This window comes from Hyphomicrobium sp. (genome assembly GCF_041659645.1).
GTDB lineage: Bacteria > Pseudomonadota > Alphaproteobacteria > Rhizobiales > Hyphomicrobiaceae > Hyphomicrobium_B.
The window spans coordinates 300901-315327 of record NZ_JBAZXX010000005.1; the positions used below are offsets into that span (position 1 = coordinate 300901).

Annotated in this window: 13 protein-coding genes, 2 tRNA genes and 1 pseudogene; 7 read left to right on the top strand and 9 right to left on the bottom strand. The window is 60.4% G+C overall.

Annotated elements, in window-relative coordinates; translation table 11 throughout:
- Nucleotides 1-49: 49 nt before the first annotated feature.
- Nucleotides 50-1774, top strand: a pseudogene (locus WC811_RS19390) (NADPH-dependent assimilatory sulfite reductase hemoprotein subunit); the annotation flags it as partial.
- 66 nt (nt 1775-1840) lie between these two features.
- On the opposite strand, the gene WC811_RS19395 reads toward WC811_RS19390, so the two are convergent.
- The 6 genes from WC811_RS19395 to WC811_RS19420 all read right to left on the bottom strand — a co-directional run bounded on the left by WC811_RS19395 (nt 1841) and on the right by WC811_RS19420 (nt 7845).
- Nucleotides 1841-2641, bottom strand: a complete 801-nt coding sequence (locus tag WC811_RS19395) for a sulfite exporter TauE/SafE family protein (RefSeq protein WP_372647080.1) — start codon at nt 2639-2641, stop codon at nt 1841-1843.
- 132 nt (nt 2642-2773) lie between these two features.
- Complete coding sequence (locus WC811_RS19400) at nt 2774-4309, bottom strand: GTP-binding protein (protein WP_372647081.1); 1536 nt, start codon at nt 4307-4309, stop codon at nt 2774-2776.
- Nucleotides 4309-5214: a sulfate adenylyltransferase subunit CysD gene (gene cysD / locus WC811_RS19405; RefSeq protein ID WP_372647082.1), complete on the bottom strand. Its 906-nt coding sequence runs from the start codon at nt 5212-5214 to the stop codon at nt 4309-4311. The genes WC811_RS19400 and cysD overlap by 1 nt, the downstream gene beginning before the upstream one ends.
- Nucleotides 5211-6020, bottom strand: a complete 810-nt coding sequence (locus WC811_RS19410) for a phosphoadenylyl-sulfate reductase (protein WP_372647083.1) — start codon at nt 6018-6020, stop codon at nt 5211-5213. Before WC811_RS19410 ends, cysD begins: the two co-directional genes overlap by 4 nt.
- A 164-nt stretch (nt 6021-6184) precedes the next feature.
- Nucleotides 6185-7411 carry a TIGR03862 family flavoprotein gene (locus tag WC811_RS19415; RefSeq protein ID WP_372647084.1) on the bottom strand — a complete coding sequence of 409 codons (1227 nt, stop codon included), beginning with the start codon at nt 7409-7411 and terminating at the stop codon, nt 6185-6187.
- On the bottom strand, nt 7405-7845 hold the full coding sequence (locus tag WC811_RS19420) for a VOC family protein (RefSeq protein WP_372647085.1): 441 nt from the start codon (nt 7843-7845) through the stop codon (nt 7405-7407). Before WC811_RS19420 ends, WC811_RS19415 begins: the two co-directional genes overlap by 7 nt.
- A 588-nt stretch (nt 7846-8433) precedes the next feature.
- On the opposite strand from WC811_RS19420, the gene WC811_RS19425 reads away from it, so the two are divergent.
- From WC811_RS19425 to WC811_RS19445, 5 genes are all read left to right on the top strand, one after another.
- Complete coding sequence (locus WC811_RS19425; protein WP_372647086.1) at nt 8434-9033, top strand: cold-shock protein; 600 nt, start codon at nt 8434-8436, stop codon at nt 9031-9033.
- Between the two features lie 55 nt (nt 9034-9088).
- Nucleotides 9089-9568, top strand: a complete 480-nt coding sequence (locus tag WC811_RS19430) for a DUF192 domain-containing protein (RefSeq protein WP_372647087.1) — start codon at nt 9089-9091, stop codon at nt 9566-9568.
- A gap of 84 nt (nt 9569-9652) precedes the next feature.
- A tRNA-Pro gene (locus WC811_RS19435) sits at nt 9653-9729 on the top strand.
- A 45-nt stretch (nt 9730-9774) separates the two neighbouring features.
- On the top strand, nt 9775-10080 hold the full coding sequence (locus tag WC811_RS19440; protein ID WP_372647088.1) for an ETC complex I subunit: 306 nt from the start codon (nt 9775-9777) through the stop codon (nt 10078-10080).
- 120 nt (nt 10081-10200) lie between these two features.
- On the top strand, nt 10201-10863 hold the full coding sequence (locus WC811_RS19445) for an ATP-dependent Clp protease proteolytic subunit (protein WP_372647089.1): 663 nt from the start codon (nt 10201-10203) through the stop codon (nt 10861-10863).
- A gap of 76 nt (nt 10864-10939) precedes the next feature.
- Here the strand turns inward: WC811_RS19445 and WC811_RS19450 are convergent, their stop codons facing one another.
- Nucleotides 10940-12586, bottom strand: a complete 1647-nt coding sequence (locus WC811_RS19450) for an OFA family MFS transporter (protein ID WP_372647090.1) — start codon at nt 12584-12586, stop codon at nt 10940-10942.
- A 252-nt stretch (nt 12587-12838) separates the two neighbouring features.
- On the opposite strand from WC811_RS19450, the gene WC811_RS19455 reads away from it, so the two are divergent.
- A tRNA-Gly gene (locus WC811_RS19455) sits at nt 12839-12912 on the top strand.
- Nucleotides 12913-12973: 61 nt separating this feature from the next.
- On the opposite strand, the gene WC811_RS19460 is transcribed toward WC811_RS19455, so the two are convergent.
- Complete coding sequence (locus WC811_RS19460; protein WP_372647091.1) at nt 12974-13342, bottom strand: DUF427 domain-containing protein; 369 nt, start codon at nt 13340-13342, stop codon at nt 12974-12976.
- A 92-nt stretch (nt 13343-13434) separates the two neighbouring features.
- On the bottom strand, nt 13435-14070 hold the full coding sequence (locus WC811_RS19465) for an NrsF family protein (RefSeq protein WP_372647092.1): 636 nt from the start codon (nt 14068-14070) through the stop codon (nt 13435-13437).
- Nucleotides 14071-14427 lie beyond the last annotated feature (357 nt).

The following is a 14427-nucleotide window of genomic DNA, read 5'->3' on the forward strand; positions in this document are numbered from 1 at the left end:
CTCCCATTGTCCGCTAGAGGGCGATGGGGCCGGGAAAAACGAAATGACCGACAAACGCTCGAAGAACGAGTTCATCAAGGAGCAGAGCCATCAGCTGCGTGGAACGCTCGCTGAAGGCCTGCAAAAAGTGGAAACCGGCGCCATCGCCGAAGACGATCAACAGCTGATCAAGTTTCACGGTTCTTACATCCAGGACGACCGTGACGTTCGCGGCGAGCGCGGCAAGAAGAAGCTCGAGAAGGCGTACGCCTTCATGATCCGCCTGCGCATTCCGGGCGGGTATCTCGGCGCGAAGCAGTGGATCGGGCTCGACAACATCGCGAGCACGTATGCGAACGGCTCGATGCGGCTGACGACGCGGGAGACGTTCCAGTTTCACGGCGTCATCAAGTCGAACCTGAAACGCACGATGCAAGCGTTTCACGATGTCTGCCTCGATACGCTCGCGGCGTGCGGCGACGTCAATCGTAATGTTATGACGGCGGCCAATCCCGATCTCTCGAAGGCGCATCGTCAGGCTTACGAACTCGGCAAGTCGATCAGCGAGCATCTGCTGCCCAGAACAGGCGCCTATCACGAGATCTGGCTCGATGGCGAAAAGGTCGAGGACAAGTCGGGTCCGGCGAAGAAGGACGAAGAGCCGATCTACGGCGTCCATTATCTGCCGCGCAAGTTTAAGGTCGTCGTGGCGGTGCCACCCGACAATGACGTCGATATCTACGCGCACGACCTTGGCTATATAGCGATCGTCGAGAAGGGCGAGCTTGTCGGCTGGAACGTGACGATCGGCGGCGGCATGGGTATGACGCATGGCGACCTGAACACATTCCCGCGGGCCGCCGATCTGTTCGGCTTCTGCACGCCCGATCAAGCCATCACGCTTGCCGAAAAGATCGTGACCGTTCAGCGCGACTGGGGCAATCGTGAAAACCGGGCGCGCGCGCGCCTCAAGTATACGATCGAGGATCGAGGGCTCGACAATTTCCGCGACGAGGTCGAGAAGCGCGCGGGCTTCAAGCTTGGGAAGCCGAAGCCTTTCAAGTTCACGAGCACCGGCGACAAGATCGGCTGGCGGCAGACGATCGATGGTAAGAAGAGTGCGGACAAGCCGTGGCATCTGACGCTGTTCGTCGAGAACGGCCGCGTCAAGGATCGTCCCGGCTACGCGCTGCGGTCGGCGTTGCGCGAGATCGCGGATCTCGACATTTGCCATTTCGTCTGCACGGCGAACCAAAACGTCATTCTTGCGAACGTGGCCGCGAAATCGAAAGCCAAGATCGAGAGCATTCTCAAGACGCACGGCATTTCGCTCGACGTTACATCTGGTTTGCGCCGAAACGCTATGGCGTGTGTTGCTTTGCCGACGTGCGGTTTGGCGCTGGCCGAAAGCGAGCGTTTCCTTCCTGATCTCGTGACGGCGCTGGAAGAAAGCCTCGATCGCGCCGGACTGAAGGACGATGACATCGTCATCCGGATGACGGGTTGTCCGAATGGATGCGCGCGGCCATATCTTGCTGAGATCGGGCTCGTTGGGCGTAATCCGGGGCTTTACAATCTATACCTCGGCGCGGCGTTCAACGGTTCACGGCTGTCGAAGCTTTATGCGCAGGACATCGACAAGCAACGGATCGTGTCGTTGCTGGAGCCGATCTTTATCAGCTACGCGAAGACACGGAACGACGGCGAGCACTTCGGCGATTTTGCAATCCGCTCCGGCTACGTGAAAGAGACGACGGCCGGCAATCAGTTCCACGCGGATGTGGAACTGGTTTAAGCCTCGCCTTCCATCATCCTCGGACGAGCGCGCGAAGCGCGTTAAAGTCCGGGGATGACGAGAAGCTTAAAGCTTCTTCGAGAGCTGATAAGCAGCGAAGCTTAGGATTACCGCCAGGAAGATGCGCAGCAGCCAATCCGGAAGAATTCCGGTCAGGCGCGAACCGATGGCGATGCCGGGAAGCGATCCCGCGAGCAGCAAGCCAAGCAACGAGAAGCTCGCATTGCCGATCGACAGATGGCCAAGGCCGGAAATGAGTGTCAGCGGTACGGCATGGACGATGTCGGTTCCGATCAAGCGTCGCGTTCGAAGCGTCGGGTAGAGCAGCGTCAGTACGACGACGCCGATGGCTCCGGCGCCGACTGAGGTCAGAGTTACGATCGAACCCAGCGTCAGGCCGAGCAGCAGCGTCGGCACGTAGCGCATTTTGAGTTCGGTCGTCTCGCGGTCCTGAGTGTGGCCGCGCACGATGAGCGGGTAGATCAAAATTGCGATGGAGCTCAGAAGGAGTGCGGCGATCAGCGCCCGTTTGATGACGAGGGAGAGCGCGGCCGTGTCGGGATCGAGAATATGCAGCATCAGAAGCATCGCGAGCGATCCGGGAACGCTTCCCGCCGCGAGCCAGCCGACGAGCCGCCAGTTGACGTTGCCGAAGTTGTGGTGCGGCCACGCCGCCGACGCCTTGGTGATCGACGCGAACAGAAGGTCCGTGCCGACGGCGAGCGTCGGCGGAACACCGATGGTGGTAATGAGGAAGGGCGTCATCAGAGACCCGGCTCCGACGCCCGTCATGCCGACCAGAAATCCGACGACGAAACCGCCCACGACGATCAACGGCCAGAGAGTGCTGAGATCAAATTCGGGCATGGGATTCCGCAGAAAACGCGAGGGTGAGACCTACGCGAGATCCTGCCTATCTGCAATGCCGGAATTGTTGTTGTTATGATGGAAATCGGGCGCGCCGTCACCGATGCGGTGGGACCGCGCGCCTGCGTTTTCTCAGAGGCCCGGATCCATGCCGTCGTCGAGCGGCGGCGGCGGCTCGATGGCAACCGCGATGCCCGCGGCGCGGAGAAGGATCGCAACTTCGTTGGCACGGCGCATGAACTCTTCGCGGTCTTTCGAACTCATCGACAGGTCGCGGTTGAGGCCATTCGCCAGCATGTCGCGCTTCAGAATGAAGTGACCTTCGGAGGGTTCCTCGGCCTTGGCGTTGACGGATGTCGCGACGCCGCCGGCCATGGTCGCGCCAGTCACGGAATCGACGAGCAGGAGCGTTCCGGTTTCCGGCGTCTCGTTGAAGACGTCGATGGCGGCCGCACGCCCTAGCGAGATTTTCGCGATCGCAATATCGTTTGCGGCACAGCTTCGTGACGGTCGCGATGCCATCGTCTCGAGATCGAGGAGCGCTTTTATCTCGATGTTGGAGATCGGGATGAGATCGGTCGAGGTGCGGAGCAGGTAACCCGCTGTCGGGCTGAAGGCATCTTCCGACAACCAGACGAAGCGCGCTTCGATGGTTTGCGCCGCGACGGGGGGCATTTCACGAGACGACAGAACGGCGCCGCGCGAGACGTCAATGTCGATGTCGAGTTGAAGCGCAATGGCCTGCCCGGCGGTGGCGCTCGGAAGATCGCCGTCCATCGTGGCGATACGGATGACCTTGGCGCTGGCGTTGCTCAAGGTATCGACGACGACGTCGCCCACCTTGACCGAGCCCGACGTTACGGTGCCGGCGAGGCCGCGAAAGTCCTGGCCGTCGCGCAACACGGTTTGCACGGGGAAGCGGAACACTGCGCCGGATTCGCTGACTCGGCTCGGCGCTTTTTCGAGATGCTGGATCAGTGTCGGGCCAGTGTACCAGGACATATTGCTTGACGGCGCCGAGACGTTATCGCCAAAGACGGCCGACAACGGGATCGCGGTCGCGTCCCAGAAGTTGAACTTCCAGCAGAGCGTGCGGAAATCGGCTTCAATCTTGCGAAAGACATCCTCTGACCAGCCGACAAGGTCCATCTTGTTGACGGCGAGCACGACGTGTTTCACGCCGACGAGATCGAGGATCGCGGTGTGGCGCTTCGTCTGCTTCTTCACGCCCGAGCGGGCATCGACAAGTACGATTGCAACGTCGGCATGGGACGCGCCGGACGCCATGTTGCGGGTGTATTGCTCGTGGCCCGGTGAATCGATGATGACGAAGCGGCGCGTCGCCGTGTCGAAATACTTCCACGCGATGTCGATCGTGATGCCTTGTTCGCGTTCGGCGACGAGGCCATCGAGAAGCATGGAGAAATCGGGGAGATCGGTACCGGCGGCCTTGCGGCCCGACTTGCGCACGTTTTCGCGCTGGTCCTCATAGAGATCGGAAGCATCCCACAGCAGGCGTCCGATCAGCGTCGACTTGCCGTCGTCGACGGAACCGCAGGTCAGGAGGTGGGTGATGCCCCCGAGATCGCGCACGAGGTTCGGGACGACCTCAAGGCGAGGCGTCGAGGACTCGGCGGGCTGAATTTTTTGCAGGGCATGCACGGACATCAGAAATAGCCTTCCTGCTTCTTCTTTTCCATTGCGCCGGCCTGGTCGTGGTCGATGAGGCGGCCTTGGCGTTCCGACGTCTGCGCGTTGAGCGTTTCGGCGACGACGGCTTCAATCGTTTCGGCATCCGATTCAACGGCAGCCGTCAGCGGATAATCGCCGAGCGTGCGGAAGCGGATTTTACGCATCTCGACTTTTTCGCCGTCGCGCGGTTGCAGGCGCGCGTCGTCTTGCATCAAGATCTGGCCGTTGCGGACGATCGTTGGCCGTTCCGCCGCGAAGTAGAGCGGCACGACATCAAGCTTCTCGCGCAGGATATAGCGCCAGACGTCTTTTTCGGTCCAATTCGACATCGGAAAAACGCGCACCGTTTCGCCGGTGCCGAGGCGACCGTTGAGCAGGTTCCACATCTCCGGGCGCTGCTTGCGAGGGTCCCAGCGATGGCCCGGCGCGCGGAAGGAAAAAACACGCTCCTTGGCGCGGCTCGCTTCCTCGTCACGGCGGGCGCCGCCGAACGCGGCGTCGAAGCCGTATTTGTCGAGGGCTTGCTTTAGGGCTTGGGTCTTCAGGACATCGGTATGTATCGAGGGGGCATGGTCGATCGGGTTGATGCCGCGATTGATGCCGTCTTGGTTGGTATGAACAATGAGGTCGAGATCAAGCTCGCGTGCGGTGCGGTCGCGAAACGCGATCATCTCCTTGAACTTCCACGTCGTGTCGACGTGAAGAAGGGGGAACGGCACCGCCTGCGGAAAGAAAGCCTTCCGTGCGAGATGCAGCAGGACGGTCGAGTCCTTGCCGATGGAATACATCATCACTGGCTTGCGGAACTGCGCCGCCGCCTCGCGATAGATATGGATGCTCTCTGCTTCGAGCAGATCGAGATGCGATGGCTCCGCCGTCATGCCGCGCGGTCCTTTGGTTCAAATCCAGGGTCTTCGGACTGCGTGTGAAGCCCGCATTCCTTGCCGTTCTCGTTTTCCCACCACCAGCGGCCGGCCCGGATGTCTTCACCCGGCTTGATGGCCCGGGTGCACGGCTGGCAACCGATCGAAGGAAAGCCCTTCGCGTGTAGAGCATTGACGGGAATTTTGTTCGCCGCAACGTAGTCTTCGAGTTTTTCAAGAGACCAGTCGGCGATCGGGTTCAGCTTGATGAGCTTTTGCACAGGATCGTAGCTCGCGAAGGGAACGTGTGATCTGCCTTGCGACTGCTCGCGGCGCAGGCCCGTTACCCAGCCGGCAGCGCCTTTCAGCGCGCGGTTGAGCGGCTCGACCTTGCGGATCTCACAGCAGGCTTTGCGGGCTTCGACCGAATAGCGGAAGCCATAAACACCATCGTTCTCGACAAGTTCTTCGACCGCGGCGGAGTTCGGGAACATGACGCGGATCTTGATGCCGTACTTGCCCTCGGTATCGAACAAGGTGTCGAGCGTCTCGGGGAAGTGGCGGCCGGTGTCGAGCGTAAAGATATCGATGCCGGAGGCGGTGGTGGCGATGGCGTGCGTGATCGCCTGATCTACAATGCCGAGGCTGGTCGAAAAGGCGATGCTGCCGTCGACGCCAGCCCGGATCGCCAGGAGGCGCTCCTCGAGCGTGGTGATCGCCGCCAGCTCGCGGTCAAGCTCAGCCGCCAACGCGTGCTGCGCTGCGGAATGACTATCTGTTGGCTGACCGCCGGGCGCGGTCGCCGGTGCTTCGAACAACGTCATTGAAGGACCTCCGGGGCGATACATAATAGAATATCATTCTCATGAGAAGGCATATGAATAAATAAGAATAGGATATTATTTCTAAAAGTATCGCGAAACGACCGTGTTCCTTTCTCGCGGGAGCGGAGAATGGCGTTCGCTCCCAGGACCGACGGACGTGGATTTCATTGTCGTGCGGCGCGCCATTCGAGCAAGCCGTTTGCGGCCGCCGCGGCCGTGGCGAAGGTCGCCTGCAGCAAATAGCCGCCGGTGGGGGCCTCCCAATCGAGCATTTCGCCCGCGACGAACGTACCTGGACGCGCCTTGATCATAAGGTGACTGTCCAACCCGCTCCAGGCGATGCCGCCGGCGGTTGAGATCGCCCTATCGAGGCCGGTCAGCCCCGTGATTTGGATCGGGAGGGCTTTGATGCGCGCGGCAAGGGCCTCGGAGCTATCGGGGAGCGGAGCGGCACCTTCGCGGAGCAGGGCAATGGCGACGGGATCGAGATGCGCCGCCTTGCGCAGAAAGTTTGTCAGCGTTTCCTTGGGACGCCGCCGTGACAGCCGCTCGGTGAGGGCGGCCGTGTCGAGGTCCGGCTTCAGATCGACTGAGAGCGTTGCGCTTCCGTGCGCAGCAAGAGCTGTCCGGATATGCGGAATGACAGCGTAAACCGCGCCGCCTTCGAGTCCGCGCGTCGTGACGATGGCTTCGCCGCGCGCCGAAGCGCCAGCGATAGAGAGGGCGATGCGCTTGAGCGCCGTTCCTTCGAAGCGCAACTTGAAGACGTTGGACCATGGGACGAGGACACCGGCGTTGGCGGGAAGGAGCGGTGTTGAGGCGATGCCGGCATTTTCGAACGCGTCGACCCAAGCACCATCGGAGCCGAGTTTCGGCCAACTTGCACCGCCGAGCGCGAACAGGGATGCGTCGGGTTTGATCGTGATCGAGCCATCAGGCGTTGCGAACACCAGTTCTCCCGCTTCGGAGAAGCCGGTCCAGTGGTGGCGCGTCTTGATCGTGACGCCGAGGCCGTTCAGTCGGCGCAACCAAGCGCGCAACAATGGCGAGGCTTTCATCGCCTTGGGAAAGACGCGACCGCTCGTGCCGATGAAGGTTTGGGCGTCGAGGCCGTTTGCCCAGTCAATGAGACGCGACGGCGGATAGGCTTTGACGACGGCGCGGACCTCGTCGGCGCAGCCGCCGTAGCGCGCCAGCAACTCTTCGAGCGGCTCACTATGAGTTAGGTTCAAGCCACCGCGTCCGGCGAGCAGAAACTTTCGCGCTGGCGATGGCATTCTTTCGTAGATCGTGACGCGAAGTCCAGTCGCAGCAATGATCTCGGCGGCAAATAAGCCCGCTGGTCCCGCGCCGATGATGGCGATGTCGTTCGACGCGGTTTCGCTCACCATGTTCCCGTGTTCGGCATCGATGCCCACGGTTCCTGCGGCGGGAGCGCGTTGCCCTTCTGGAGAAGCTCGATGGAAATGAGATCGGGAGAGCGAACGAACGCCATGTAGCCATCACGCGGGGGGCGATTGATCGTAATTCCCGCAGCCTGAAGTTTTGCACACGTTGCGTAGATGTCGTCGACGACGAAAGCGAGATGGCCGAAGTTGCGGCCGGCGCCGTAGTCTTCAGCATCCCAATTATACGTGAGTTCGAGCATCGGTGCTTTTTCGCTCAAGGCGCGGGCTTCATCTTCAGGTGCCGCAAGGAAGATGAGCGTGAAGCGGCCCTTCTCGTTTTCGATTCTGCGAATCTCTTTCAGCCCGAGTGCACCGCAATAGAATTCGAGACTCGATGCGATGTCGTTGATGCGGACCATCGTATGCAAGTAGCGCATCGCTCACCTTTTGCTCGATATCTGACTACGTTGGCGTCCGTGATCGCGCGAAACAGAACGTGCCGCATCTGCGAACGCTGCACCTCTGCCACAGTGCGGCCTGAAACGTCTCGCGGCACTGAGTCGCCGTGATCGGCAATTTCGTGAGTCTGTGGACGAGTGTTGGAAATCTCAGTTTTCGGCGCACCTTGCGCTGCATCGAAGACGCTGACAATCAAGAGTAGAAGAGCGAATCACTTGTTGGGTGATTCGCGGTGCGATGTCTCATCCACCGGTGTGGACGAATCTCAGATCAACGCGTTCGCGCAATCGAAACTGGGGAAGAATCGTGATCCATCTTCTTTGCGGTTTATCATGCTGTTAGGACTGCAAACACGATGTGGATTAAAACCTCACAACCGATGGTCAAGGGGGATGCGCCAAAATATTGCCCCTAGTTAAGGGCAGAGCCGGTGTTATGGTTTCCGAAGTTTCGAAGTGGCGTTTGGTGTTTCGTTTCTGAAGAGGGCTCTTCCAGAATGAAACGCTCGGCGGCGCAGCGGAGCTAGGAGTGTCGTTTGACGCACAGTATATGCGGGGTAAGCAAGTATGGGGGATAATAAACGTCCCGAGCTATCTGATTTCATGGATATGGGCGCAATAAGCCCAGAGGCGCTCGACGACGCGGCGACTGAAGTTTTTGAAGTCGCCGGAATGATCAAGTGGTTCGACGCTTCCAAGGGCTACGGCTTCATCGTGCCAGATAATGGCCTGCCGGATATCCTTCTCCATGTCACATGCCTCCGGGCCGGAGGCTTTCAGACCGCTTACGAAGGCGCACGCGTTCATTGCGAAGTGCTGCGACGTTCGAAGGGTATGCAGGCATTCCGTATTCTCAGCATGGATGAGAGTTCGGCGATCCACCCTTCGCAGCTTCCTCAGCGCACGCACGTCCACGTGCAGCCGGAAAGCGACTGGTGCCGCGCTTATGTGAAATGGTTCAATCGCGTTCGCGGCTTCGGCTTCCTGACGCGGGGCGAGGGTACGCCCGATATCTTCTGTCACATGGAAACGCTTCGTCGCTTCGGCTTCACTGAGCTTCGGCCAGGGCAGATCGTTCAGGTCCGTTGGGGCTACGGATCGAAGGGTTGCATGGCTGCAGAACTCAGGCCGGATGGCGTGCCGACGGGGCTGCCGTCTCGTAATTGATACGGGAACAATGGTGACTATCGTTCCGAGTTCAACGAAGGGGGCCGCGATCTGCGTGGCCCTTTTTATTTTTCCGCCGCTGTTCGTAGCGGCGTGGCCCTTCGTCAATGCATTGATCGATGTCGTGCCGCCCGCGTCTGCAAAGATGCGGCAGGACACGCTGAAGATCGTCTCCGCGTCGGGTGGACCTGAGCACTCGTTCGCAATCGAAGTGGCGACCTCGGAGAAGGAAAAGGCGCTCGGGTTGATGTTCCGCACGGAGCTCAGCGACGGTCAGGGCATGCTCTTCCCGTACACCGCCGAGCGCGTCATGCAGATGTGGATGCACAACACGTACATCGCGCTCGACATGGTGTTCATCCGTGCCGACGGTACGATTGCGCGGATCGAGGAGCGCGCCGAGCCGCTGTCGGATCGGGTGATCTCGTCGGACTCGCCTGTCCTTGCGGTGCTTGAACTGCCGGGCGGGGCGGCGGCGCGGCTCGGGATCAAGGCTGGCGATAAGGTGCGATATCCCATTTTTTCGGGCACCTGACGTGTTCGGTGGGCGGCAAAGATGCCGCTCCATCAAGCGGCGACTTGACCTTAACGGGCGAAACCGGCAGATGAGGGCTTAAGTCGGGGCGTAGCTCAGCCTGGTAGAGCATCTGGTTTGGGACCAGAGGGTCGTGGGTTCGAATCCTGTCGCCCCGACCAATTTCAATCTCTCGTCTTTCGATCTCTCGTCATTGCGGAGCCACCATGACGGCACGGATCTTCAAGCCAGCAAAAACGGCGATGCAATCGGGCGAGGCGCGCACCAAGGAATGGCTCCTCGAATTCGAGCCCGCGAGCGCGCGCGATATCGATCCGCTGATGGGCTGGACGAGTTCGCGGGATACGCAAGCCCAGGTACGCCTTGAGTTTGATACCAAGGAAGAGGCGATCGATTACGCCACGCGTGCCGGACTTGCCTACACGCTGAGCGAGCCGAAGCCGCGCAAGCCGATCAAGAAGTCTTATGCCGATAATTTCCGTTTCGGCCGCACCACAAACTGGACGCACTGATGATTTGCGCCGGCGACTCCGCGTTGCGGAGCCGGCAGCCGGCGCGAGCCCGTCGCGGCGATCCCCGATGATCCATGGCGCCTCTCCTAACGGAAGTCAGCCGCTGCCGCGTGCTGGCTGATGTCGGCTCGTTCGCGCAACCGCCTCGTCTGGGCCGCCATGATTGTTCTTCTGGCGGTTCTCGGCTTCAAGACGCGGGATCACTTCGCGGCTTATTTCGCCGGTATCGGCAAACTCGATGTCCGCATGATGCCGAGCGAAGACACACTCTATTTGCGATGGCGCGGGAAAATCGATGCGCCGATGGCGAGCCGCATCGCCGAGGCCTTCGCGCGCCACAAGGACGAGGCGCACAAAATCATATTGACGCTTTCCTCTCCAGGGGGCTCGCTCGATCAAGGGGCCGAGGTCGTGCGGTTGCTCGATCGGATCGGGCAGACACACATGTTGGTGACGAGCGTCGATGCTGGCGGCATTTGCGCATCGATGTGCGTGCCGGTGTATCTCCGGGGTCAGAGGCGCATTGCGGCCGCAAACGCCGAGTTCATGTTTCATGAAGTGAATTTTCGCGACTTCTTTTCGAAGGAGAAAGATCCGAGTGTGCCCGACTCTGCGATCGGCGCGGAGACCGATCGCTTTTTCGATACCTATTTCGAGACAGCCGGGGTGCCTCAGTCGTGGATCGGCAAGGTCCGCGCCGACGTGGCTGGCGGGCACGAAGTTTGGAAGACCGGGCGCGAGTTGCTCGATGAGAAATCCGGGATCGTCCAGCAACTCATGTAAGCTGTTTCGATCGGCGCGCTGCATCGTTCAAGAAGAGGCCGGCAGGCCCCGAAAGGCGCTGCCGACACGTCAGCTCTTAATGAAACAATGCCGTGGCTTTGCCGAGCGTGTTCCAGACGCCCCAGCAAAACGGGATCCCGACCGCGATCCAGGCGATGAGGGCGGCGGGGCTCATGCCGCCGAAGCCGATGCCGTGCGATCCGGTGCTGACGTTTGCCGTCGATTTGGCCGCGTTAAGTCTCGCGACGTCGGCGTCGCTCATCAGCCATTTGTCGGCGACCGGGCGGATAAGTGCGTTGGCGATGAAGCCGACGAGCAGAAAGCCCGCCAGGATATACATCGTACGATCGTAGACCAACGCGCGGGGAACTCCGGCGCCAATTTGGGCGTCGCGAATGTAGCCGATGACGAGAGGTCCGAGCACGCCAGCCGTCGACCACGCCGTCAGCAGACGGCCGTGGATGGCGCCGACGAATTGGGTTCCGAAGATATCCGCGAGATAGGCCGGTACCGTCGCGAAGCCGCCGCCGTACATCGTCAGGATCACGCAGAACGCGGCGACGAACAGAGCGATGGATCCCATGTGCGCCAACGTCGGCGCCAGTGCGTAGAGCGCCATGCCGAGCACGAAGAAACAGAAATAGGTCGTCTTGCGGCCGATGATGTCGGAGAGGGACGCCCACAGGAAGCGGCCGCCGCTGTTGAACAGCGACAGCAAGCTGACGAAGCCGCCGGCGATGCCCGCGATTGCGGCTGCCTGTACCGGCGTCAAATCGCTGAAGCGGATATCGGGGAGACCGATCAGACGACCGGCGAAGATCTCTTGCAGCATCGGTGAGGCCATGGCCAGCACGCCGATGCCGGCCGAGACGTTCATGCAAAGCACGATCCAGATCAGCCAGAACTGCGGTGTCTTGTGAGCGTTGTCGAGATGCACGTTGCCGTGGGTAATCAGCGCTTTGCCTTGCGCGTTCGGCGGTGTCCAACCGTCCGGTTTCCAGCCATCGGGCGGGACGCGGTAGCCGAAGGCGCCGCATAGCATGGAGACGAGGTAGAGAGCCCCAATCACGGCCATCGCTTCCATGACGCCGACGGATTCGGCGGTCTTGAAATGGTTCATCAGGAGAATGGCGATCGGGGAGCCGATCATGGCGCCGCCACCGAAACCCATGATGGCCATGCCGGTCGCCATGCCGCGCCGGTCGGGAAACCATTTGATGAGGGTCGAAACCGGCGAGATGTAGCCGAGGCCGAGACCGATTCCGCCGATGACTCCGAGCCCGAGCCACAAAAGCCAGAGCTGATGAAGATGGATGGCGACGGCTGAGATCAGAAATCCACCACCCCAGCAAAGCGCGGCCACGACGCCGGCTTTCCTCGGACCCGCGCGCTCCAGCCAACCGCCGAAGACGGCGGCCGATAATCCGAGAAAGACGATGCCGAGCGTAAACGTCACGAGGAGATCGCTGACGCGCCAGTCGCATGTCGTCGTGAAAAGCGCCTGGGCGATGGTCATGTCCGGGCACGTCACCGGCTTGGTGATCCCGAGCGCCTGTGAGAGCGGCAGCCAAAATACGCTCAGGCCGTAGCTCATGCCGATGCAGAGGTGGATGGCGAGAGCGGCGGGCGGCACCAGCCAGCGATTGAACCCCGCTTTGGCAACGATGCGCTCTCGGTCGAGCAAACCGGGCGCGGATGAATCCGCTGGACTCGCGATCGTCATGCGTCTTTCCCCCAAGGTCATCGCCACTTTGGTGTGGCTGATTTTCCTTAGTTTGTGCACCGCGCGTGCGACACAATCAACATTGCAGCATTGTAAATTCGAGATTTTCGCGGGAAATGGCGGACGCTAGGGCATCCGCTAAATGGGCCGGGGGGAGGGACGAGCGTGGAAAGGGGGCCGCTTGGGTTCGCCGCCGTAAAGCCGTTTGCGCTTGCGAAAAAATTCGCTACAAAGCGCCTTCTTCATGGGTTCGCGGGTGTAGCTCAATGGTAGAGCAGCAGCCTTCCAAGCTGAATACGTGGGTTCGATTCCCATCACCCGCTCCAACCATCCCAGAAATCCCTGCCGTTGGAACTTTACCTCCTCTTGGGGGCAAAGGCATTGTTCTTACTCGGAGATTTTGACACGGTCGGGATAGAACGCCAGGCAATCCTTTATGGCGCTCACCGCATCGTGAGGCGCCTCATAGGTCCACACGGCGTTTTCTGAATTCGCATCGGGCGTCGAAAGGTGAAAATACGAGGCATCGCCTTTGTATGGGCAGTAGGTGGTGTGGGCGGACCTCTGAAGCAGGTGCATATTCGCATCCGCACGCGGGATGTATTGGACCGGCGGATAGTTCGCTTCCTTCAAAACGATGGCATTGCGCGTGTCTGCGATAACGACGTCGCCAACCCTCACAACCACCCTACGCGGATTCTTTTCGAGCGTTATCGGATGCTCGACTCCCGGCACAAGCATGGCACGCGCTGTCATTTTTCGCCTCCGTTGGATAGCTATCGGCACCAGATGGGATTGCGCCTGCATTATTTAAAGCGTCGCGGCAGCATGGCAGCTGACGTGCGGCCTTACCAGCGCAGCAGGCCGGACAGGAGAGCGCCGACTGCCGCGACGATCAGCATTCCAAGCGTGTACCAGATCGCCAGGAACGAAAGTCCGTACTCAGTGCAATGCAAAGAGTAGATGCACGCGGCGTACCCGCCTGCCATGAGGCCTGCAGCGGTTCCGGCGATGGCGAATTGCGTAGGCGCGAGCTGGCGAAGCGCGATGAAGGCGGCGATCAATAAGGGAATGGAAAGGCCGACGATGGCCCACGAGCAGATCGATGATGACGCGCCCAACCACAGCTGGCTTACGTCGCCGGGCGGCGCCATGACGATCTCGGTGACGCCCGCGATTGCGAGAGTCGCGACCGCCACCGATACAATCACGAAGGAGGGCGTGGCGGATGCACCCGGTCGTCCCAGCCTCTCAAGCGCAAAAAGTCCGGCGGTGCCGATGACGAGCGCATAGCCCGCCTTCACCCAAAATGGCGCGGAATGCATCGCTTCGCCGATATCTGGTCGGAGACCAAACCAAAGGAGCATCGCAGTCAGCGAAACAATTACGGACAGCGAAACGCTGACCGTAATTGCCTTCGCGACGGACCCCGATTGCGTCGGGAGATCAGCGATAAGGCCCTGGATGAGCTGGTCGGTTTTCAATTGTTGTCCACTCCGCGTTCGAGCAAGCAAACGCCTGCGCTGCAGCAACGATGTTTTGCGCCCGACGATCATTTCTCTATTGGGCTATTCGCTCGGTCGTGCCGCGCAGTTACATCATTCAGGCGCTTTTTTGAGCAGCGGCCCTCAGCGTCCAACGCGTGCGGGCATTTTGAGTAAAGATTCGAACACGCCAGAGAGGCATATGCATTCCGAGATACAGCTGGTGCGACCTTCGGAGGATGAGCCAGTTCAACTTCGGGGGCCCGCGGCCGTTTGTTAATGCCGAAAAGGATTCCGTGGGACGCTAGGATGAAAGTAACCTTCGTTACGCTTTCGAAGGAATTTTCGGCGCGCCGG

Coding starts and splice junctions, on each gene's coding strand:
- WC811_RS19460 (WP_372647091.1), bottom strand. CDS start 13,342: ATGACAGCGCGTGCCATGCTTGTGCCGGGAGTCGAGCATCCGATAACG.
- WC811_RS19410 (WP_372647083.1), bottom strand. CDS start 6,020: ATGACGTTGTTCGAAGCACCGGCGACCGCGCCCGGCGGTCAGCCAACA.
- WC811_RS19440 (WP_372647088.1), top strand. CDS start 9,775: ATGACGGCACGGATCTTCAAGCCAGCAAAAACGGCGATGCAATCGGGC.
- WC811_RS19445 (WP_372647089.1), top strand. CDS start 10,201: ATGTCGGCTCGTTCGCGCAACCGCCTCGTCTGGGCCGCCATGATTGTT.
- WC811_RS19425 (WP_372647086.1), top strand. CDS start 8,434: ATGGGGGATAATAAACGTCCCGAGCTATCTGATTTCATGGATATGGGC.
- WC811_RS19400 (WP_372647081.1), bottom strand. CDS start 4,309: ATGTCCGTGCATGCCCTGCAAAAAATTCAGCCCGCCGAGTCCTCGACG.
- WC811_RS19420 (WP_372647085.1), bottom strand. CDS start 7,845: ATGCGCTACTTGCATACGATGGTCCGCATCAACGACATCGCATCGAGT.
- WC811_RS19395 (WP_372647080.1), bottom strand. CDS start 2,641: ATGCCCGAATTTGATCTCAGCACTCTCTGGCCGTTGATCGTCGTGGGC.
- WC811_RS19450 (WP_372647090.1), bottom strand. CDS start 12,586: ATGACGATCGCGAGTCCAGCGGATTCATCCGCGCCCGGTTTGCTCGAC.
- WC811_RS19415 (WP_372647084.1), bottom strand. CDS start 7,411: ATGGTGAGCGAAACCGCGTCGAACGACATCGCCATCATCGGCGCGGGA.
- cysD (WP_372647082.1), bottom strand. CDS start 5,214: ATGACGGCGGAGCCATCGCATCTCGATCTGCTCGAAGCAGAGAGCATC.